Raw genomic sequence first — 21,243 nt, forward strand, 5'->3', positions numbered from 1 at the left:
CGGATGCCAGGTTACTTACCTTCGCTGTCCGAGCGGATGCCGGTCGCCGCTGTTTCCGCCTACCGGGGGCGGGGACGCTATGCGAAGCTGCCGAACTGTTATGGCCTGGTTCGGCCATGGTGAAACACTGGGCAGGCTTCTTGAGAGAGCCCGGGCAGTACGGTCAACCCCTGCGGGAGGGACACGGTGGAGTCTGACGTGGCGGCGCGTGGCAAGAACACGCGCGCGAAGGGCGGACGGTCCCGGAACAATGGGACGACCGAAGTGGACACAGCGGCCCTGAACAGGCTGCTGGCGGCTCTCGTGTCGATGCGGGACGGGAATTTCCGCCGGCGTCTGACCGTGTCGGGCGACGATGTGATGGCCGAGATCGCGGCCGTCTACAACGAGGTCGCGGACCGTAATCTGCACCTCACGGGCGAGTTGGCGCGCGTACGCAGGATGGTCGGGCGCGAGGGGAAGCTGACCGAGCGGCTGGAGACGGGGGCCTGCGAGGGCTCCTGGGCGTCCGCGATCGATGCCTCGAACGCGCTGGTGGACGATCTGGCGCGGCCGGTGTCCGAGGTGGGGCGGGTGCTCTCGGCGGTCGCCGAGGGCGACCTGGAGCAGCGTATGGAGCTGCGCTCGCACTCCGTGGACGGGGCCGACGGGTCCGTACGGCCGCTGCGGGGCGAATTCCTGAAGGTCGCACGTACGGTCAACAACCTGGTCGACCAGCTGTCGGCGTTCACCGACGAGGTGACGCGGGTGGCACTGGAGGTCGGTACCGAGGGCAAACTCGGTGGCCAGGCACAGGTGCGCGGAATGTCCGGTTCGTGGAAGGACCTCACGGATTCGGTCAACACCATGGCGTACCGACTGACCGCGCAGGTACGTGACATTGCTCTCGTCACCACGGCGGTCGCCAAGGGCGATCTGTCGCGCAAGGTCACCGTCCATGTGGCCGGCGAGATGCTGCAGCTGAAGAACACCGTCAACACGATGGTCGACCAGCTGTCCTCGTTTTCCTCCGAGGTGACCCGGGTGGCCCGGGAGGTGGGCACCGAGGGCGAGCTCGGTGGGCAGGCCGCGGTGCCGGGTGTGGCCGGGGTGTGGAAGGACCTCACCGATTCGGTGAACACCATGGCCGGAAACCTGACCTCGCAGGTGCGCGGGATCGCCGAGGTGACGACGGCCGTCGCGAATGGTGATCTGTCGCAGAAGGTCACGGTGAGCGCGCGTGGAGAGGTGGCGCAGCTCGCCGAGACGATCAACCAGATGACCGAGACGCTGCGTACGTTCGCGGACGAGGTCACGCGTGTGGCGAGCGAGGTCGGGGCCGAGGGTCTGCTCGGCGGTCAGGCGCAGGTGCCGGGCGCCGCGGGGACCTGGAAGGACCTCACGGACTCGGTGAACACCGTCTTCCGGAACCTGACCACCCAGGTGCGGGACATCGCGCAGGTGACGACGGCCGTCGCGAACGGTGATCTGTCGCAGAAGGTCACGGTCGATGTCGCGGGCGAGATGCTGGAGCTGAAGAACACCGTCAACACGATGGTGGACCAGCTGCAGTCCTTCGGTTCCGAGGTGACCCGGGTGGCCCGGGAGGTCGGCGTCGAGGGCCGCCTCGGCGGTCAGGCGGAGGTGCCCGGCGCGGCCGGGACGTGGAAGGACCTCACGGACTCGGTGAACACCGCGTTCCGTAACCTCACCGGTCAGGTGCGGGACATCGCGCAGGTGACGACGGCGGTCGCCAATGGTGATCTGTCGCAGAAGGTCACGGTCGATGTCGCGGGCGAGATGCTGGAGCTGAAGAACACCGTCAACACGATGGTGGCGCAGCTCTCCTCGTTCGCCGATCAGGTCACGCGGATGGCGCGGGACGTGGGTACGGAGGGCCGTCTCGGTGGCCAGGCGCGTGTCGACGGCGTCAGCGGTACGTGGAAGGAACTCACCGACTCCGTCAACTTCATGGCGGGGAATCTGACCTCGCAGGTGCGGCAGATCGCGCAGGTGACGACTGCCGTTGCCCGCGGTGATCTGTCGCAGAAGATCGACGTGGATGCGCGCGGCGAGATCCTGGAGCTGAAGAACACCATCAACACGATGGTCGACCAGCTCTCCGCCTTCGCGGAGCAAGTGACCCGGGTGGCCCGTGAGGTGGGTACGGACGGCCGGCTCGGTGGTCAGGCGCAGGTGCCGGGCGTCGCCGGAGTTTGGCGCGATCTGACCGACTCGGTGAACGGCATGGCCGAGAACCTCACGGGTCAGGTCCGTAACATCGCGCAGGTCGCCACCGCCGTGGCCCGCGGCGATCTGTCGCAGAAGATCGACGTGGATGCGCGCGGCGAGATCCTGGAGCTGAAGAACACCCTCAACACGATGGTGGACCAGCTCTCCAACTTCGCCGAGCAGGTGACCCGGGTGGCCCGGGAGGTGGGCACCGAGGGCATCCTCGGCGGCCAGGCCGAGGTGCAGGGCGTATCCGGCACCTGGAAGGACCTCACCCAGTCCGTCAACTTCATGGCGAACAACCTGACTTCACAGGTGCGCAACATCGCCGAGGTCACCACTGCGGTCGCCAAGGGCGATCTGTCGAAGAAGATCACCGTCGATGCCAAGGGCGAGATCCTCGAGTTGGTGACGACGGTCAACACGATGGTCGACCAGCTTCTGGACTTCGCCGACGAGGTGACCAGGGTCGCCCGTGAGGTGGGTACGGAAGGTGTGCTGGGCGGCCAGGCCCGGGTGCGCGGTGTCACCGGCATCTGGAAGGACCTCAGCGACAACGTCAACCTGATGGCCAACAACCTCACCAATCAGGTGCGGAACATCGCCCGGGTCTCGGCGGCGGTCGCCAACGGCGATCTGACGAAGAAGGTGACGGTCGAGGCGCGCGGCGAGGTCGCGGAGCTCGCCGAGACCGTCAACACGATGGTGACGACCCTGTCGTCGTTCGCCGACGAGGTGACCCGCGTGGCCCGAGAGGTGGGCACGGAGGGCGAGCTGGGCGGTCAGGCCCATGTGCCGGGCGTCTCCGGTACGTGGAAGGACCTCACCGAGTCCGTGAACTCGATGGCGTCCAATCTGACCGGCCAGGTGCGGCAGATCGCCACGGTCACCACCGCCATCGCCAAGGGCGATCTCACCAGGAAGATCGACATCGATGCGCGGGGCGAGATCCTCGAGCTGAAGACCACCATCAACACCATGGTCGACCAGCTGTCCTCGTTCGCCGAGGAGGTCACCCGGGTGGCCCGCGAGGTGGGTACGGACGGACAGCTGGGCGGTCAGGCCCGGGTGCGGGACGTCGACGGCACCTGGCGCGACCTCACCGAATCGGTGAACGAGATGGCCGGAAACCTCACTCGCCAGGTGCGCGCGATCGCCGCGGTGGCGACCGCGGTGACCCGCGGCGATCTGAACCTCAAGATCGATGTGGACGCGGCGGGCGAGATCCAGGTCCTCCAGGACAACATCAACACGATGATCGCGAACCTCCGCGACACCACCCTCGCCAACGAGGAACAGGACTGGCTCAAGGGCAACCTGGCCCGCATCTCCGGTCTGATGCAGGGCCGGCGCGACCTCGAGGACGTGGCGTCGCTGATCATGAGCGAGCTCACCCCGGTGGTCTCGGCTCAGCACGGAGCGTTCTTCCTGGCCATGCAGACGGGTTCCGGCGCCGATGTGTCGGCGGCGAGCGGGGAGAGCTCGTACGAACTGTGCATGCGCGGCAGTTACGGCTACTCCGCCGGTCTGATGCCGACGTCGTTCCGGCCGGGCGAGACGCTGATCGGCACCGCCGCGGAGGAGAAGCGGACCATCCAGGTCAATGTGCCGCCGGGCTATCTGAGGATCTCCTCGGGGCTCGGGGAGGCCTCGCCGGCGTATGTGATCGTGCTGCCGGTGCTCTTCGAGGGGAAGGTCCTCGGTGTGATCGAGCTGGCGTCGTTCCAGCCCTTCACCCAGATCCAGCGGGACTTCCTCAACCAGATCGCCGAGATGATCGCGACGAGCGTCAACACCATCAGCGTCAATACGAAGACCGAGGTGCTGCTCAAGCAGTCGCAGGAGCTGACCGAGCAGCTGCGTGAGCGCTCCGCGGAGCTGGAGAACCGGCAGAAGGCGCTGCAGGCGTCCAACGCCGAACTGGAGGAGAAGGCCGAGCTGCTGGCCCAGCAGAACCGCGACATCGAGGTGAAGAACACCGAGATCGAAGAGGCCAGGCAGGTCCTCGAGGAGCGTGCCGAGCAGCTCGCGGTGTCGATGCGCTACAAGTCGGAGTTCCTGGCGAACATGTCGCACGAGCTGCGGACGCCGCTCAACTCCCTGTTGATCCTGGCCAAGTTGCTCGCCGACAACGCCGAGGGCAATCTCTCGCCGAAGCAGGTGGAGTTCGCCGAGACGATCCACGGTGCCGGGTCCGACCTGCTGCAACTGATCAACGACATCCTCGATCTGTCGAAGGTCGAGGCGGGCAAGATGGATGTCAGCCCGACCCGTATCGCGCTGGTCCAGCTCGTGGACTATGTGGAGGCGACCTTCCGGCCACTGACCGCGGAGAAGGGTCTCGATTTCTCCGTACGGGTCTCGCCGGAGCTGCCCGCGACCCTGCACACCGACGAGCAGCGGCTGCTGCAGGTGCTGCGCAACCTCCTGTCCAACGCGGTGAAGTTCACCGACAGCGGTGCGGTGGAGCTGGTGATCCGGCCGGCGAGCGCCGATGTGCCGCAGTCGATCCGCGAGCAGTTGCTGGAGGCCGGTTCGCTGCGTGAAATGGACGGCGATCTGATCGCCTTCTCGGTGACCGATACCGGTATCGGGATCGCGGCGGGGAAGATGCGCGTGATCTTCGAGGCGTTCAAGCAGGCGGACGGCACGACCAGCCGCAAGTACGGCGGTACGGGCCTCGGTCTGTCGATCAGCCGGGAGATCGCCCGGCTTCTGGGCGGCGAGATCCACGCGGCGAGCGAACCGGGCCGTGGCTCGACGTTCACTCTTTATCTGCCCCTTCACCCGAGCGAACTGCCGCCGCAGGGCTACCCGCAGCTCGGCCCCGGCGCCGCCGACCCGCAGGGCGCCGTCGACGACGGTTTTGAGGACGGGGTCCAGCAGACGCATGCGCAGCCGTCCGCGCACGCCGACACGCACTCGGGTCCGGCAGCGCTGTTCAGGCGGCGCCGCAAGGCGCTCGGCGCCATGGACCAGCGGTCCGCGCTGCCGGGCCAGGGCGGGTCCGCCGCGGGCCAGGAGCAGTGGGCCGGGGCGAACGGCGCCCAGGAGGCGCCGGAGCCGAGGCGCACCTTCAGCTTCGAGGGCGAGAAGGTGCTGATCGTCGATGACGACATCCGCAATGTCTTCGCGCTCACCAGCGTGCTGGAGCAGCACGGTCTGTCGGTGCTGTACGCGGAGAACGGGCGCGAGGGCATCGAAGTCCTGGAGCAGCACGACGATGTGACGGTCGTACTGATGGACATCATGATGCCGGAGATGGACGGGTATGCGACGACGACCGCGATCCGCAGGATGCCGCAGTTCGCCGGGTTGCCGATCATCGCGCTCACCGCGAAGGCGATGAAGGGCGACCGGGAGAAGGCCATCGAGTCCGGAGCTTCCGACTACGTCACCAAGCCGGTGGATCCTGACCATTTGCTCTCTGTGATGGAGCAGTGGATGCGCGGGGAGTGATCGACGCCTGCATGAATCCTCGCGAGTTGCTGACTGACTGTGGCCGAAGGCGTGTGAGGCGGCGGTATTCGGGGAACCTTCTGGTCTCCCGCTACGTTTCTGCTTCGTGCACTGTGACATCGCGGTGACAGGGTGTGGCGACGGGCGGGGTGCGGCTACCATGACCGGCACAAGGACGGGCGACGCAAGGGAGTCGTCCCCTGGGGCGGCGCCCGGTGCACTTCCGGGGCGAGGAGGACGGGCCATGGTGCAGAAGGCCAAGATCCTCCTGGTCGATGACCGGCCGGAGAATCTGCTGGCGCTGGAGGCCATCCTCTCTGCGCTCGATCAGACGCTGGTGCGGGCATCGTCAGGGGAGGAAGCGCTCAAAGCGCTGCTGACGGACGATTTCGCGGTCATTCTGCTGGATGTCCAGATGCCAGGAATGGACGGATTCGAAACGGCCGCGCACATCAAGCGCCGTGAGCGGACCCGGGACATCCCGATCATCTTTCTCACCGCGATCAACCACGGCCCGCACCACACCTTCCGGGGTTACGCCGCGGGCGCGGTCGACTACATCTCCAAGCCGTTCGATCCATGGGTGCTGCGTGCGAAGGTCTCGGTCTTCGTCGAGCTGTACATGAAGAACTGCCAACTGCGTGAGCAGGCCGCGCTCCTCCGGCTCCAGCTGGAGGGTGGCGGCCAGGCGAACCACGGCGCCACCAAGGAGCCCGCGGGCCTCCTTGCCGAACTTTCCGCGCGGCTCGCGGCAGTTGAGGAGCAGGCGGAAGCCCTCTCCAAACAGCTCGACGACGACTCGGCGGACGCCGCGGCCGTCGCCACCGCAGCCCATCTCGAACGCAAACTGACCGGTCTTCGCCGGGCCCTGGACGCGCTGGAACCGGGCACCGGCGGCGCTACGCCGAGCCTTCCCTCGCAGAACTGAACCGCTGCCGCACGCTTGAGGAAGCGTCAGCTTCCCGTCTCCGCATGGACGACACGAACGGGTGAAGCAGTGGGCACACGTGTCCGCTGCCGTCGACACCGGTAACCTCACCACCATGTCCTCACGTACGTCCGGCAAGGGTTCCCAGGGCACGGCGGGCACCGCGAAGCGCGCCGGCCGTACGACCGGCGCGGCGAAGAAGGCGGCGCCCGCCAAGAAGCGCGCACCCGCGAAGAAGGCACCCGCCAAGAAGGCGGTGGCCAAGGTTGCTGCGCCGAAGCCGGCGCCGTCCCCCACGGGGGGCGTGTACCGGCTCGCACGCGCCCTCTGGCTCGGGCTCGCGCACGCCGTGGGCGCGATGTTCCGCGGCATAGGGCGAGGCGCCAAGGGGCTCGACCCCGCGCACCGCAAGGACGGTCTGGCGCTGCTGCTCCTCGGCCTCGCGCTGATCGTCGCCGCCGGTACCTGGTCCAATCTGCGCGGCCCGGTCGGCGATCTCGTCGAGATGCTGGTGACCGGCGCCTTCGGCCGGCTCGATCTGCTCGCGCCGATACTGCTGGGCGTGATCGCCGTACGCCTGATCCTCTATCCCGAGAAGCCCGAGGCCAACGGACGGATCGTGATCGGTCTGTCCGCGCTCGTCGTCGGCGTGCTCGGACAGGTGCACATCGCCTGCGGCTCGCCGGGCCGCGGGGAGGGCACGGAGGCGATGCAGGACGCCGGCGGTCTGATCGGCTGGGCCGCCTCCAAGCCGCTGATCTTCACGATGGGCGAAGTCCTCGCCGTACCGCTGCTGGTCCTTCTCACCCTCTTCGGGCTGCTCGTGGTCACCGCGACGCCCGTCAACGCGATCCCGCAGCGGCTGCGGCTGCTCGGCTCGAAGCTGGGCATCGCCGACCCGCCGTACCAGCCCGGGGCCGAGGCCACGGAGGAAGACGAGCGGTACGACGAGCAGTGGCGCGAGTCGGTCCCCGTCCGCCGCCGGTCCGCGCGCCGGAGCGCGGCCCCGGAGGAGTTCGACCCGGACCACGCGGAGGTTGAGGCGCTCTCCGAGCGCCGGCGCCCGCGCAGGGCGTCCGTACAGCCCGCCATGGACCGGCCGATGGACGCCGTGGATGTGGCCGCGGCCGCCGCCGCCGCGCTCGACGGGGCCGTACTGAACGGCATGCCGCCCTCGCCGCTCGTCGCCGACCTGACCCGGGACGTCACCGCGGACCGGAAGCGGGCGGCCACACCCGTACCGAGCGCGCGCGAGCCCGAGCAGCCCGCGCCGAAGGAGCGCGAGGGGAAGGGCCGCGAGGGGAAGTCGGCCGTACCGGATCTGACCAAGCCGGCGCCCGACGAGTCCCAGCCCCTCCCGCCGCGAGCCGAGCAGCTCCAGCTCTCCGGCGACATCACCTACTCCCTGCCCTCCCTCGACCTCCTGGAACGGGGCGGCCCCGGCAAGACGCGCAGTGCCGCCAATGACGTGGTCGTCGCCTCGCTCAGCAATGTCTTCATGGAGTTCAAGGTCGACGCGGCCGTCACCGGCTTCACCCGGGGCCCGACGGTCACCCGGTACGAGGTGGAGCTCGGCCCGGCGGTCAAGGTCGAGCGGATCACCGCGCTCACCAAGAACATCGCGTACGCCGTCGCCAGCCCGGACGTCCGGATCATCTCCCCGATCCCGGGCAAGTCCGCGGTCGGCATCGAGATCCCCAACACCGACCGCGAGATGGTCAACCTCGGCGACGTCCTGCGCCTCGCCGACGCGGCCGAGGACGACCACCCGATGCTGGTCGCGCTCGGCAAGGACGTCGAGGGCGGCTATGTGATGTCCAACCTCGCGAAGATGCCGCACATGCTGGTCGCGGGGGCGACCGGCTCGGGAAAGTCCTCCTGCATCAACTGCCTCATCACCTCGGTGATGGTCCGGGCGACCCCCGAGGACGTACGGATGGTCCTCGTCGACCCCAAGCGCGTCGAGCTCACCGCGTACGAGGGCATTCCGCACCTGATCACGCCGATCATCACCAACCCCAAGCGGGCCGCCGAGGCGCTGCAGTGGGTCGTGCGGGAGATGGATCTGCGCTACGACGACCTCGCGGCGTACGGCTACCGGCACATCGACGACTTCAACCAGGCCATCAGGAACGGCAAGGCCAAGCCGCCAGAGGGAAGTGATCGCGAGCTCACCCCCTATCCGTATCTGCTCGTCATCGTGGACGAGCTCGCGGACCTGATGATGGTCGCGCCGCGGGATGTGGAGGACGCCATCGTCCGCATCACCCAGTTGGCGCGCGCCGCCGGCATTCATCTGGTCCTGGCCACCCAGCGGCCTTCGGTCGATGTCGTCACCGGTCTGATCAAGGCGAATGTGCCCTCGCGGCTCGCCTTCGCGACCTCCTCGCTGGCCGACAGCCGGGTCATCCTCGATCAGCCGGGCGCCGAGAAGCTGATCGGCAAGGGCGACGGCCTGTACCTGCCGATGGGCGCCAACAAGCCGACCCGTATGCAGGGCGCCTTTGTCACCGAGGATGAAGTCGCGGCGGTGGTCCAGCACTGCAAGGATCAGATGGCGCCGGTCTTCCGCGAGGACGTGGTGGTCGGGACGAAGCAGAAGAAGGAGATCGACGAGGACATCGGCGACGATCTTGATCTGCTCTGTCAGGCCGCCGAGCTGGTGGTGTCGACGCAGTTCGGGTCGACCTCGATGCTCCAGCGCAAGCTGCGTGTCGGCTTCGCGAAGGCGGGCAGGCTGATGGACCTGATGGAGTCACGGAACATTGTTGGTCCGAGCGAGGGCTCGAAGGCACGCGATGTTCTGGTGAAACCGGACGAACTGGATGGAGTGCTCGCCGTGATCCGCGGGGAGTCTCACTAGTAAGGGTTCTCAGGGCAACCGTTTCCCTTAGTCGCACGTCAAGTTGGAGGGAGGGACAGACAGATGTCCCACCATCAGGTTGTCCGGCCATTCTGATGGCGTACAAAGTCCCTCCGCCCGGTTGCCCCACCCTTTCGTACCACCCATAGACTGAACCTCCAGCAGGTGGTTACACGCTCGAAAGGCACCCCCGTGTCCATCGGCAACTCCCCCGAAGACGACCGGCCTTCAGTTGAACCCTCGGCTGAGGACGACCGGCCCTCGATCGGCCGTGCGCTTCAGCAAGCCCGTATCGACGCAGGTCTGACCGTTGACGAGGTCAGCACCTCCACTCGGGTGCGCATCCCCATCGTGCAGGCGATCGAACAGGACGACTTCTCCCGCTGCGGCGGCGACGTGTACGCCCGCGGGCATATCCGCACGCTCGCGCGTGCCGTCGGTCTCGATCCCGATCCCTTCGTCGCGCAGTACGACGCGGATCACGGCGGACGCCCTTCGCCGACGCCTGCCGCGCCGCTCTTCGAGGCCGAGCGCATCCGTCCGGAACGGCGCCGTCCCAACTGGACCGCCGCCATGGTCGCCGCGATCGTCGCGGTGGTCGGCTTCGTCGGCTTCACGCTCTTCAACGGTGGAGACGGCGGCGGCAGCGACAGTCAGGTGGCGGAGGGGTCGACGCCCGAGCAGAAGCCCAGTCCGCCGAAGGCGACGACCAAGCCTGCCGATCCGAAGCCCGACCCGTCGGACAGTGCCATCGCGGCGGTTCCGAAGGACAAGGTGACGGTGAAGCTCTCCGTCCTGGACGACAAGAGCTGGATCTCGGCCAAGTCGCACAACGGCAAGCTGCTCTTCGACGGGACGCTGCTCAAGGGCGAGTCCAAGACCTTCCAGGACGACGAGCGGGTCGACCTCATCATCGGGAACGCCGGCGCGATCGAGCTGTTCGTGAACGGCAAGAGGGTCGAGGACGAGTTCGAGACGGGCCAGGTCGAGCGGCTCTCGTACACCAAGGGCGACCCCGCGGTCGGCTAGGGCTCGTTTGGATCGTGCCGGGCCCGCGTGCCCTGGCACGCGCGACACAGCCGCTCCGCGGCGGGCCGCTCCCTGATCCGGCCTGATCGACCGGGCAGAACCCACCCCGGCAGGCATGCGGAGGGCCGAGAACCCTCGGGGCGGGGGCGTGGGTCAGGACAAAGTAGTCTTGAGCCCATGCCCGAACGCCGTACCGTCGCCCTTGTCACTCTTGGCTGCGCCCGTAACGAGGTGGACTCGGAGGAGCTCGCAGGCCGCTTGGCAGCGGACGGCTGGGAGCTCGTCGAGGAAGCCTCCGACGCGGATGTCGCAGTCGTCAACACCTGTGGCTTCGTCGAAGCCGCCAAGAAGGACTCCGTCGACGCCCTGCTCGAAGCCAATGATCTGAAGGATCACGGCAGAACCCAGGCCGTGGTCGCTGTCGGCTGCATGGCCGAGCGGTACGGCAAGGAGCTCGCCGAGGCGCTGCCCGAGGCGGACGGTGTGCTCGGCTTCGACGACTACGCCGACATCTCCGACCGCCTGCAGACCATCCTCAACGGCGGAATCCACGCCTCCCACACCCCGCGCGACCGGCGCAAGCTGCTGCCGCTGAGCCCTGCCGAGCGACAGGACGCCACCGATGTGGCGCTACCGGGGCACGCACAGGACACGGCACCGGAGGACCTTCCCGAAGGTGTCGCTCCGGTTTCCGGGCCCCGTGCGCCGCTGCGGCGCCGCCTCGGCACCAGCCCGGTCGCCTCGGTGAAGCTCGCATCCGGCTGCGACCGGCGCTGCTCCTTCTGCGCCATCCCTTCCTTCCGCGGCTCCTTCATCTCGCGCCGGCCGAGCGATGTCCTCGGCGAGACGCGCTGGCTGGCCGAGCAGGGCGTGAAGGAGGTCATGCTGGTCTCCGAGAACAACACCTCGTACGGCAAGGACCTCGGCGACATCCGGCTGCTGGAGACCCTGCTGCCGGAGCTGGCCGAGGTGGACGGCATCGAGCGGGTGCGGGTCAGCTATCTGCAGCCCGCCGAGATGCGTCCGGGGCTGATCGACGTCCTCACCTCGACGCCGAAGATCGCGCCCTACTTCGACCTCTCGTTCCAGCACTCGGCGCCGGGCGTGCTGCGCGCGATGCGGCGCTTCGGCGACACCGAGCGGTTCCTGGAGCTGCTGGAGACCGTCCGCGGCAAGGCCCCGCAGGCGGGTGTGCGGTCCAACTTCATCGTCGGCTTCCCCGGCGAGACCGAGGCGGACTTCGCCGAGCTGGAACGCTTCCTCACCGGCGCGCGCCTGGACGCCGTCGGCGTCTTCGGCTACTCGGACGAGGACGGCACCGAAGCCGTCTCGTACGACAACAAGCTGGATGCCGACGTCATCGCGGAGCGGCTCGAGCACCTCTCGCGGCTCGCGGAGGAGCTGACCGCGCAGCGCGCCGAGGAGCGGCTCGGCGAGAGCCTCGAGGTGCTGGTCGAGTCCGTGGACGGCGAGGACGGAGCGGTGGGCCGGGCGGCGCACCAGGCGCCGGAGACGGACGGCCAGGTGGTGTTCACCACCGGCGACGGGCTGGTGCCCGGTCGTATGGTCGTGGCAAAGGTTGTGGGGACGGAAGGCGTCGACCTGGTGGCCGAGTGTCTTGAGGAGGCAGCCAGATGACCGGAGTGCCGGCATCCGCGGCGGGCGGCACCGGCAGGCCGGCGCCCGGCGGAAAGCTGGGCGCCGCGGCCGTCAATCAGGCCAGCCTCTGGAACATCGCCAACATCCTGACCATGGTGCGGCTGGTTCTGGTGCCCGGCTTCGTCATGCTGATGCTGCAGGACGGCGGCTACGACCCGGCCTGGCGGGCCTGGGCGTGGGCGGCGTTCGCCGTCGCCATGATCACCGACATCTTCGACGGCCATCTGGCACGGACGTACAACCTGGTCACCGACTTCGGGAAGATCGCCGATCCGATCGCCGACAAGGCGATCATGGCCGCCGGGCTGATCTGCCTGTCGGCGCTCGGGGATCTGCCGTGGTGGGTGACCGGCGTCATTCTCTTCCGTGAGCTCGGGATCACGCTGATGCGGTTCTGGGTGATCCGGCACGGGGTGATTCCGGCCAGTCGCGGTGGCAAGGTGAAGACGCTCGCGCAGGGCACGGCGGTCGGGATGTACGTTCTCGCGCTGACCGGCCCGCTGGCCACCCTGCGCTTTTGGATGATGGCGGTCGCCGTCGTACTGACGGTGCTCACCGGCCTCGACTATGTGCGGCAGGCGATCGTGCTCAGGCGCCAAGGGCTCGCGGCGGAGCGCGCGGCCGCGGGGGACGCACGGGACGCGCGGTGAAGACGGCGGCCCGGGTGCTGGCGCTGCTTGCGGAGCGTGGCGAGACACTGGCGGTCGCCGAATCGCTGACCGGCGGCCTGGTGGCCGCCGAGCTCACCTCCGTACCTGGCGCCTCGGAATCCTTCCGTGGCTCCGTCACGGCGTACGCGACCACCCTGAAGAGGGATGTTCTGGGGGTCGACGGGACCCTCCTGGCGGAGCGCGGCGCGGTGGATCCCGAGGTCGCACGGCAGATGGCGGCGGGTGTACGGCAGCTGCTGGGAGCCGGCTGGGGGATCGCGACCACCGGAGTGGCGGGCCCTGAACCGCAGGACGGGCAGCCCGTGGGGACGGTCTATGTGGCTGTCGCGGGGCCGGACGGTGCGGGGAAAGTTGCCGCTCTGCGGTTGAACGGTGACCGGGCGGACATTCGTAGAGAGAGTGTACGGAGCGTGCTTGAGCTGCTCTCCGGCGAACTGCACGAGAATGCGCGGACACAGGATACGGAACAGAACGGGGGGACTTGATGTTTGCAGCCCTGAGTGAACACGACATCGCTCCCCGCACGGCCGCGGCACGAGGCGGTACGGTGGGGCGTGAAGGATGCGGCTACGCGGTCCGAGGAGGGAGCCACCGATGATTCTGCTCCGTCGCCTGTTGGGTGACGTGCTGCGTCGGCAGCGCCAGCGCCAGGGCCGTACTCTGCGCGAAGTCTCCTCGTCCGCCCGAGTTTCGCTCGGCTATCTCTCCGAGGTGGAGCGGGGGCAGAAGGAGGCTTCCTCTGAGCTGCTTTCCGCGATCTGCGACGCGCTTGACGTACGGATGTCCGAGCTCATGCGCGAAGTGAGCGACGAGCTGTCGCTGGCCGAGCTGGCCGAGTCGGCAGCGGCGAGTGATGCGGTGCCTGCGCCAGTACGTCCGATGCTCAATTCCGTCTCCGTGACGTCGGTGGCGGGTGTGCCGACGGAGCGGGTGACCATCAAGGCGCCTGCGGAGGCGGTCGACGTCGTCGCCGCCTGATCCGTACGGCTGGATACGGCTTGTTTGCAACTGAGCCCCGGTCGGAGCCCCTGTGGCCGACCGGGGCTCAGTTATGCCTGGATATCTGAGATGGTGCGTTTGTGCCATGGTGGACGGGCGGTACACCGGAACCGAACCGAGTGGAGGCCATGGATGTCTGTCGTGAAGAGCCCCCTGTCCGAGGCGGACCTCAAGTCGGTCGGCGATGCGCTGCGAGGCGCGCTCGTGGATCTGGTGGATCTCTCGCTGGTGGCGAAGCAGGTCCACTGGAATGTGGTCGGCCCTCGCTTCAGGTCCGTACATCTGCAGCTCGACGAGGTCGTGGACACGGCGCGGCTGCACTCCGACACGGTGGCGGAGCGCGCGTCGGCGATCGGGGTGACGCCGGACGGGCGGGCCGCGACGGTGGCGGCGCAGAGCGCGATCGGGGCGGTACCGGACGGCTGGGTCAAGGACACGGACGCCGTACAGATCCTGGTGGAAGCGCTCGGCGCGGTGATCGGACGGATGCGGGAGCGGATCGAGGTGACCGGAGGTCCGGATCCGGTGAGCCAGGATGTGCTGATCGGGCTCACGGCCGACCTGGAGAAGCACGCGTGGATGTTCCAGGCGGAGAGCGCTTAGGAGTACTCGTTCGCCCCCGGTCTTCGTGGTCGGGGGCCATCGCTGTGCCGGCCTTGGCAGGCTGCCGGGGACCCTGCCCCGGTCTGCGGACTTCGGCTTCTCGTCGCACTGTGGGGATGGGACAAGCCGTTCCGTGCGCCGGATGTGCAACCCGTGCGCCCTCCCGGCGGGTGTTCGCGCCGGTCTAGCGTGAGCCGGAGGAGGCAGCCATGGCAGTACGCGGGGTGGTCCTCGTTCCGGTGGTCGCTCTTGGGCTCGTCGCCGGCGGGCTGTGGTGGTGGGCCGTGCTGCGGCTGGTCCTCGTGCCGGAGCAGGCGGGACTCGTCGAGGGGGCGGTGGCAGCGGGCGGCTGGGGGCTGAGCCTGCTGCCGGTGCATGTGACGGCTTCCAGCGCGATCACCAGGGCATCGCCACGCCGCCGTTCGGGCGCAGAATCTGGCCCGTCGTGAACGAGGACGCGTCGGACGCCAGGTGAAGGACCGTATGGGCGATGTCCTCAGGCTCGCCGACGCGGCGGAGCGGGGACATCCGGACCATCGCCGCCTCGGCCTGGTGCTGGAGCGCGGCGTCGTGGCGTTCGGTCATGGGGGTGCGGATCCAGCCGGGGGCGACGGCGTTGACACGGATGGAGTGCGGCCCGAGCTCGGTCGCGAGGGTCTTGGTGAGCTGGACGACTGCCGCTTTGGCCACGCTGTAGCAGAGCAGACCGGCATTGGCGGCGTCGACGGCGCCCGAGGCCATGGTGATGAGGGAGCCGCGGGTGCCGGCGGCGATCATCGCGCGGGCCGACTCCTGGCAGGCGTACAGGATCCCCTTGAAGTTGACCGCGAGTACGCGGTCGAGGTCCTCGTCCCGCGTCTCCAGGACCGGGCTGCTGTGCATGATCCCGGCGATGGCGGCCAGGATGTCCAGCCGGCCGGTGCTCGCGGTGTGGTCGATCGCGGACGCGAGCTGGGCGCGGTCGCTGACGTCGAGGGTGTGGGTGTACGCGGACCCGCCCGCGTCGGTGATGAGGGTCCGGGTGTCGTGGAGGCCCTTCTCGTCGAGGTCGGCGCAGTGGACGGTGGCTCCCGCCTCGGCGAGGAGAACGGCGGAGGCGCGGCCGATGCCGCTGGCCGCGCCGGTGACGAACGCGGTGCGGCCGGTGAGGTCGTACGCCTTGAGGGCCATGCCGGGACGGTACGACCAGATCTGACGGATCGTCAACTAGTGGGAGCGGGCGGTGGGCCCTGACTGGCATTGAGGGCACCAGTAGGTGGGGCGTTCGCGGCTGCCGTCGCCCTGGTCGGCCTTGCTGACCGGGGTGCCGCAGCGCAGGCAGGGCAGGCCCTCGCGACCGTAGACATGGAGGCGGGGGCCGGGCTGACGGCCGGTGGTGGTGCCGCGGGCGGTGGCCGTGGTGCGGCGGTCGGGGCGGTTCTTGTTCGCTTCGAGGAGCCGGTGGGCGGTGCTGACGAGCCGTTCGGGGATGCCGGCGGGCAGCTCGCCGATGGGCAGCCAGGGGGTCGCGCGGGCCAGGAAGGCGAGCTCCGACTTGTAGACATTTCCGATGCCCGCGAGGTTGCGCTGGTCGATGAGGGCCTCGCCGAGGGGGCGGGCGGGGTCGGCGAGCAGATTGGCCAGGGCGGTGCCCGGATCCCAGTCGGGGCCGAGCAGGTCGGGGCCGAGGTGCCCCACGGCCTGTTCCTCGTCGGCGGTACGCAGCAGTTCCAGGACGGGCAGGCGGTAGCCGACGGCGGTGTGTGCGGCGTTGCCGAGGATGGCGCGGATCTGGTGCGTGGGGCCGCCGCGCCAGCGCTCACCGGGGCCGTACACCTGCCAGGAGCCGTCCATACGGAGGTGGGAGTGGAGGGTGAGCCCGCCTTCGATACGGGTCAGGACGTGCTTGCCTCGCGGGGTGACGTCCAGGACGGTCCGGTCGGTGAGGTCCGCGGTGGCGAAACGCGGGACGCGCAGGTCGAACCGCGTCAGGGCGTGCCCCGCGAGGGCGGTGTGCAGGCGCTGGGCGGTCTGCCAGACGGTGTCTCCTTCGGGCATGGCATCCATGATGCGGGACGCGGCGGGTCAGGGACCGGTGGACGGGGGGCCATGCTCGCGGTCAGGGCCTGCCGGCCGGGCAGGTGTCAGCGGCTCGTCGTCAGGGGCGCAGGCGCAGCCCCCTGGGGGTGGCGTGGAAGCCCGCGATCTCCAGGGCACGGGCCAGTGGGGAGGTCAGCGCCGATATGCCGTTGGCGCGCTCCACCGTGACCGTGCCGAGCGCGCCCGCTCGGGCGGCCTGGGCCAGGGCTTCGGCCGCAGCGTGGAGGGCGGGGGAGTCCGGGTCGGTCGCCCAGGCCAGCAAGGTCTTGCCGCCGCGCTCCATGTACAGGGTGAGCTCGCCGTCGACGAGGACGACCAGCGAGCCCGCCTTGCGGCCGGGTTTGTGGCCGGCGTCCGTCGGCGGCTCGGGCCAGGGCAGGGCTGCTCCGTACGCATTGGCGGGGTCGGCGGCGGCCAGCACCACGGCACGGGGCGCCGTGTGCTCATCGGCCCGGTCCCTCGCCGTTGCCGACGCGCGGAGGCGGTCGACCGCGCCGTCCATCGCGAACTGGGCAGCGCCGAGCCCCTCCACCACATAGCCGCGGCGCGCCTGCCCGCTGTCCTCGAAGGCGGAGAGGATGCGGTAGGTCGCGGAGAAACCGCCTTCCACGCCTTCGGCCGCCACAGCGCCCCGGGTCACCACCCCGTGGCGGTCCAGGAGCGTGCGGGCCAGGGCGTGTGCCCGGTGGGTCGGGTCGGGCTCGGGGGCGGGGAGCAGGGACCAGCGGCCGCTCACCGTCGGCGGTCCGGTGCGGGAGGCGGGGCGGGCGGCCGCGGTGAGGCTGCCGTACCGCCCGCGGGGGATCGTGCGCTTGGCGCGGTGGGCGGTGGAACCGGCGGTGCGGCCCGAGCCGAGCAGCGAACGGAGCGGGGCCAGAGTGTCGTTGGTGAGCCGGCCGGACCAGGCCAGGTCCCAGACGGCGTCGGCCAGTTGGGGATCGGTGGCGTCGGGGTGGGTGGTGGCCCGGACCTGGTCGGTGATCTGGCGGAAGAACAGTCCGTAGCCGGGGGAGAGCGCGCTGAGGACGGACTCGTGGAGCGCGGTGAGCTCCAGAGGGTGGGGCTGCGGCAGGAGCAGCGGGGCGGCGTCGGTGAGGTAGAGGGAGATCCAGCCGTCCTTGCCGGGCAGCGAGCCCGCTCCGGCCCACACGACCTCGCCCGTCGTGGTCAGTTCGTCGAGGAGGGCGGGGGTGTAGCCGGAGACGCGGGACGGGAGGATCAGCTTCTCCAGGGCGGAGGCGGGGACCGCGGCTCCCTGGAGCTGTTCGACGGCGCGGGCCAGGCCGTCGATGCCGCGCAGGCTGTTGCTGCCCATGTGCTGCCACTGCGGGAGGAAGGTCGCGAGCGCGGCGGGCGGGACCGGCTCCAGCTCATGGCGCAGGGCGGCCAGCGAGCGGCGGCGCAGCCGGCGCAGTACGGTCGCGTCGCACCACTCCTGGCCGATGCCGGAGGGGTGGAACTCGCCCTGCACGACGCGCCCGTTCGCTGCGAGGCGGTGCAGGGCGCCGTCCGTGACGGCCGTGCCCAGGCCGAAGCGGGACGCCGCCTCGGTCGAGGTGAAGGGCCCGTGCGTACGCGCGAACCGGGCGAGGAGATCGCCGAGCGGGTCCTTGACCGGCTCGGTGAACGCCTCGGGTACGCCGACCGGGAGCGCTGTCCCCAGCGCGTCCCGGAGCCGGCCCGCGTCCTCGATCGCCGCCCAGTGCTCGGCGCCCGCGAGCCGGACCCGGATGGCCCGCCGCGATGCGGCCAGGTCCTGCGGCCACTGCGGATCGCCGCCGCGCTCGATCAACTCCGCGTCGGTGAGCGGGCCGAGCATCCGCAGCAGATCGGCGACACCCTCCGCGTCCTTGATCCGGCGGTCCTCGGTGAGCCACTGCAGCTCCCTCTCCAGCTCCGTGAGGACGTCGGCGTCGAGCAGCTCCCGCAGCTCGGCCTGGCCGAGGAGCTCGGCGAGGAGACGGGAGTCCAGGGAGAGGGCGGCGGCGCGGCGCTCGGCGAGGGGCGAGTCCCCCTCGTACAGGAACTGGGCGACGTAGCCGAAGAGCAGTGACCGCGCGAAGGGCGAGGGCTCGGGGGTGGTGACCTCGACCAGCCGGACCCGGCGGGACTCGATGTCACCCATCAGCTCCGTGAGCCCGGGGACGTCGAAGACGTCCTGGAGGCATTCGCGGACCGCTTCGAGGACGATCGGGAACGACCCGAACTCGCTCGCCACCTGCAGCAGTTGGGCCGCGCGCTGACGCTGCTGCCAGAGCGGAGTGCGCTTGCCGGGGTTGCGGCGGGGAAGCAGCAGCGCACGTGCCGCGCACTCGCGGAACCGGGAGGCGAAGAGCGCCGAGCCGCCCACCTGGTCGGTGACGATCTGATTGATCTCGCCCTTGTCGAAGACGGCGTCCGCCGCGCCGACCGGGGCCTGCTCGCTGTCGTACGTCGTGTCGAGATGAACCGGATCCTGGTCGAGGAGGTCAAGACCCATCAGATCCGCGTCGGGCAGCCGCAGTACGATCCCGTCGTCGGCATGCATGACCTGCGCGTCCATGCCGTACCGCTCGGCGAGCCGCGCACCGAGCGCCAGCGCCCACGGCGCGTGCACCTGGGCCCCGAAGGGGGAGTGGATCACCACCCGCCAGTCGCCCAGCTCGTCCCGGAAGCGCTCGACCAGGATCGTCCGGTCGTCGGGGACATGACCGCAGGCCCGGCGCTGCTCGTCGAGATAGGCCAGGACATTGTCGGCGGCCCAGGCGTCAAGACCGGCGGCCAGCAGGCGGAGACGGGCGTCCTCGGTGGTGAGGCCGCCGACCTCGCGGAGGAACGCGCCCACCGCTCGCCCCAACTCCAGTGGCCGGCCCAGCTGGTCGCCCTTCCAGAAGGGCAGCCGGCCGGGCACCCCGGGGGCGGGGGAGACCAGCACGCGGTCGCGGGTGATGTCCTCGATCCGCCAGGTGGTGGTGCCCAGGGTGAAGACATCGCCCACCCGGGACTCGTACACCATCTCCTCGTCGAGCTCGCCGACCCGGCCGCCGCCCTTCTTGGGGTCGGCTCCCGCGAGGAATACGCCGAAGAGGCCGCGGTCGGGGATCGTGCCGCCGGAGGTGACGGCGAGGCGCTGCGCACCCGGGCGGCCCGTGACCGTGCCCGCGACGCGGTCCCAGACCACGCGCGGGCGCAGTTCGGCGAAGGCGTCGGAGGGATAGCGTCCGGCGAGCATGTCGAGGACAGCGGTGAAGGCCGACTCGGGGAGTGAGGCGAAGGGCGCCGCCCGGCGCGCCAGGGCCAGCAGATCGTCGACCTGCCAGGTGTCGAGGGCGACCATGGCGACCAGCTGCTGGGCCAGCACGTCCAGCGGGTTGGACGGGATGCGCAGCGCTTCGATGGAGCCGGTGCGCATCCGCTCGGTGACCACGGCCGCCTGCACCAGATCGCCCCGGTACTTGGGGAAGACGACACCGGTCGAGACCGCGCCCACCTGGTGTCCGGCGCGGCCGACCCGCTGCAGACCGGAGGCGACGGACGGCGGCGACTCGACCTGGACCACCAGGTCGACCGCGCCCATGTCGATGCCCAGCTCCAGGCTGGAGGTGGCCACGACGGCGGGCAGTCTGCCCGCCTTCAGGTCCTCCTCGACCAGGGCCCGCTGCTCCTTGGAGACCGAGCCGTGGTGCGCGCGGGCAAGGAGGGGCGGGGCGCCCTGCGCCGCCCCGGACTGCGCCATGATCTCGGCCGGTGGCGCGCCGTCGGGCATCGGCTGACCCGTGGCACGTTCGTACGCGATCTCGTTGAGGCGGTTGCACAACCGCTCGGCCAGGCGGCGGGAGTTGGCGAAGACGATCGTGGAGCGGTGCGCCTGGACGAGATCGGCGATGCGCTCCTCGACATGCGGCCAGATCGAGGGTTTCTCGGCACTGTCCGCCGAGGTCTCGGACGCGGGTGAGCCGCCGAGCTCGCCCAGATCCTCGACCGGTACGACCACCGACAGGTCGAACTCCTTGTCCGAGCGCGGCTGGACGATCTCCACTCTGCGCTGCGGCGACAGATAGCGGGCCACCTCGTCCACCGGCCGCACCGTCGCCGACAGGCCGATCCGCCGGGCAGGGCGCGGCAACAGCTCGTCGAGACGCTCCAGCGATACGGCGAGATGGGCGCCCCGCTTCGTCCCCGCGACGGCGTGCACCTCGTCCAGGATCACCGTCTCGATGCCCGCCAGCGCGTCCCGGGCGGCCGACGTCAGCATCAGGAACAGTGACTCGGGGGTGGTGATCAGGATGTCCGGCGGCTTGGTGGCCAGCGACCGCCGCTCGGCGGCCGGGGTGTCGCCCGAGCGGATACCGACCCGCACCTCCGGCTCGGGCAGCCCGAGCCGCACCGACTCCTGCCGGATCCCGGTGAGCGGGCTGCGGAGATTGCGCTCGACATCGACCGCGAGGGCCTTGAGCGGGGATACGTACAGCACTCGGCAGCGCATCCTGGCATCCGCGGGCGGGGGCACGGAGGCGAGGCGGTCCAGCGCGGCGAGGAACGCGGCCAGGGTCTTGCCCGAGCCCGTCGGGGCCACGACCAGCACGTCCGAGCCCTCCCCGATGGCCTGCCAGGCCCCTTCCTGCGCGGCGGTGGGCGCGCTGAAGGCCCCCGTGAACCAGCTCCGGGTCGCGGGGGAGAAGGAGCCGAGCGCTGAAGCCGTCATGCACCCCATCGTGCACCGCGCCACTGACAACGCGGATTCCGCGGCCCTGGCGAGCCCC

Annotated in this window: 13 protein-coding genes; 10 read left to right on the plus strand and 3 right to left on the minus strand. The window is 69.8% G+C overall.

The features are described 5' to 3' along the window. Positions 1–186: 186 nt before the first annotated feature. The 10 genes from SLUN_RS29155 (at position 187) to SLUN_RS29200 (ending at position 14,871) form a co-directional block, all read left to right on the plus strand. A complete protein-coding gene (locus SLUN_RS29155; RefSeq protein WP_257153810.1) occupies positions 187–5,670 on the plus strand; it encodes a HAMP domain-containing protein in 5,484 nt (1,827 codons plus the stop codon). Between the two features lie 244 nt (positions 5,671–5,914). Then, complete coding sequence (locus SLUN_RS29160; protein WP_108152950.1) at positions 5,915–6,598, plus strand: response regulator; 684 nt, start codon at positions 5,915–5,917, stop codon at positions 6,596–6,598. Positions 6,599–6,713: 115 nt separating this feature from the next. Continuing rightward, complete coding sequence (locus SLUN_RS29165) at positions 6,714–9,461, plus strand: DNA translocase FtsK (RefSeq protein ID WP_175313879.1); 2,748 nt, start codon at positions 6,714–6,716, stop codon at positions 9,459–9,461. 192 nt (positions 9,462–9,653) lie between these two features. Continuing rightward, entirely contained in the window at positions 9,654–10,490 is an 837-nt protein-coding gene (locus SLUN_RS29170) for a helix-turn-helix domain-containing protein (protein WP_108152952.1), read from the plus strand. Between the two features lie 177 nt (positions 10,491–10,667). Beyond that, positions 10,668–12,128 carry a 30S ribosomal protein S12 methylthiotransferase RimO gene (rimO, locus tag SLUN_RS29175; RefSeq protein ID WP_108152953.1) on the plus strand — a complete coding sequence of 487 codons (1,461 nt, stop codon included), beginning with the start codon at positions 10,668–10,670 and terminating at the stop codon, positions 12,126–12,128. Beyond that, positions 12,125–12,799, plus strand: a complete 675-nt coding sequence (gene pgsA / locus SLUN_RS29180; protein WP_108152954.1) for a CDP-diacylglycerol--glycerol-3-phosphate 3-phosphatidyltransferase — start codon at positions 12,125–12,127, stop codon at positions 12,797–12,799. Before rimO ends, pgsA begins: the two co-directional genes overlap by 4 nt. Next, positions 12,796–13,305, plus strand: a complete 510-nt coding sequence (locus tag SLUN_RS29185) for a CinA family protein (protein WP_108152955.1) — start codon at positions 12,796–12,798, stop codon at positions 13,303–13,305. The genes pgsA and SLUN_RS29185 overlap by 4 nt, the downstream gene beginning before the upstream one ends. A gap of 109 nt (positions 13,306–13,414) precedes the next feature. Further along, on the plus strand, positions 13,415–13,798 hold the full coding sequence (locus SLUN_RS29190) for a helix-turn-helix domain-containing protein (protein WP_108152956.1): 384 nt from the start codon (positions 13,415–13,417) through the stop codon (positions 13,796–13,798). Positions 13,799–13,951: 153 nt separating this feature from the next. Then, entirely contained in the window at positions 13,952–14,422 is a 471-nt protein-coding gene (locus SLUN_RS29195) for a Dps family protein (RefSeq protein ID WP_108152957.1), read from the plus strand. 209 nt (positions 14,423–14,631) lie between these two features. Beyond that, the gene (locus tag SLUN_RS29200) at positions 14,632–14,871 is read left to right on the plus strand and encodes a hypothetical protein (protein ID WP_108152958.1); all 240 of its coding nucleotides are present in this window, start codon (positions 14,632–14,634) and stop codon (positions 14,869–14,871) included. On the opposite strand, the gene SLUN_RS29205 is transcribed toward SLUN_RS29200, so the two are convergent. The 3 genes from SLUN_RS29205 to SLUN_RS29215 form a co-directional block, all read right to left on the minus strand. After that, complete coding sequence (locus tag SLUN_RS29205; RefSeq protein WP_108154997.1) at positions 14,819–15,592, minus strand: SDR family NAD(P)-dependent oxidoreductase; 774 nt, start codon at positions 15,590–15,592, stop codon at positions 14,819–14,821. The genes SLUN_RS29200 and SLUN_RS29205 overlap by 53 nt on opposite strands. Positions 15,593–15,628: 36 nt before the next feature. Continuing rightward, on the minus strand, positions 15,629–16,459 hold the full coding sequence (locus SLUN_RS29210; RefSeq protein ID WP_108152959.1) for a DNA-formamidopyrimidine glycosylase family protein: 831 nt from the start codon (positions 16,457–16,459) through the stop codon (positions 15,629–15,631). Between the two features lie 100 nt (positions 16,460–16,559). Further along, positions 16,560–21,185, minus strand: a complete 4,626-nt coding sequence (locus SLUN_RS29215) for an ATP-dependent helicase (protein ID WP_108152960.1) — start codon at positions 21,183–21,185, stop codon at positions 16,560–16,562. Positions 21,186–21,243 lie beyond the last annotated feature (58 nt).

The organism is Streptomyces lunaelactis, assembly GCF_003054555.1.
Lineage (GTDB): Bacteria > Actinomycetota > Actinomycetes > Streptomycetales > Streptomycetaceae > Streptomyces > Streptomyces lunaelactis.

Coding starts and splice junctions, on each gene's coding strand:
- SLUN_RS29160 (WP_108152950.1), top strand. CDS start 5,915: ATGGTGCAGAAGGCCAAGATCCTCCTGGTCGATGACCGGCCGGAGAAT.
- SLUN_RS29165 (WP_175313879.1), top strand. CDS start 6,714: ATGTCCTCACGTACGTCCGGCAAGGGTTCCCAGGGCACGGCGGGCACC.
- rimO (WP_108152953.1), top strand. CDS start 10,668: ATGCCCGAACGCCGTACCGTCGCCCTTGTCACTCTTGGCTGCGCCCGT.
- pgsA (WP_108152954.1), top strand. CDS start 12,125: ATGACCGGAGTGCCGGCATCCGCGGCGGGCGGCACCGGCAGGCCGGCG.
- SLUN_RS29190 (WP_108152956.1), top strand. CDS start 13,415: ATGATTCTGCTCCGTCGCCTGTTGGGTGACGTGCTGCGTCGGCAGCGC.
- SLUN_RS29195 (WP_108152957.1), top strand. CDS start 13,952: ATGTCTGTCGTGAAGAGCCCCCTGTCCGAGGCGGACCTCAAGTCGGTC.
- SLUN_RS29200 (WP_108152958.1), top strand. CDS start 14,632: ATGGCAGTACGCGGGGTGGTCCTCGTTCCGGTGGTCGCTCTTGGGCTC.
- SLUN_RS29205 (WP_108154997.1), bottom strand. CDS start 15,592: ATGGCCCTCAAGGCGTACGACCTCACCGGCCGCACCGCGTTCGTCACC.
- SLUN_RS29210 (WP_108152959.1), bottom strand. CDS start 16,459: ATGCCCGAAGGAGACACCGTCTGGCAGACCGCCCAGCGCCTGCACACC.
- SLUN_RS29215 (WP_108152960.1), bottom strand. CDS start 21,185: ATGACGGCTTCAGCGCTCGGCTCCTTCTCCCCCGCGACCCGGAGCTGG.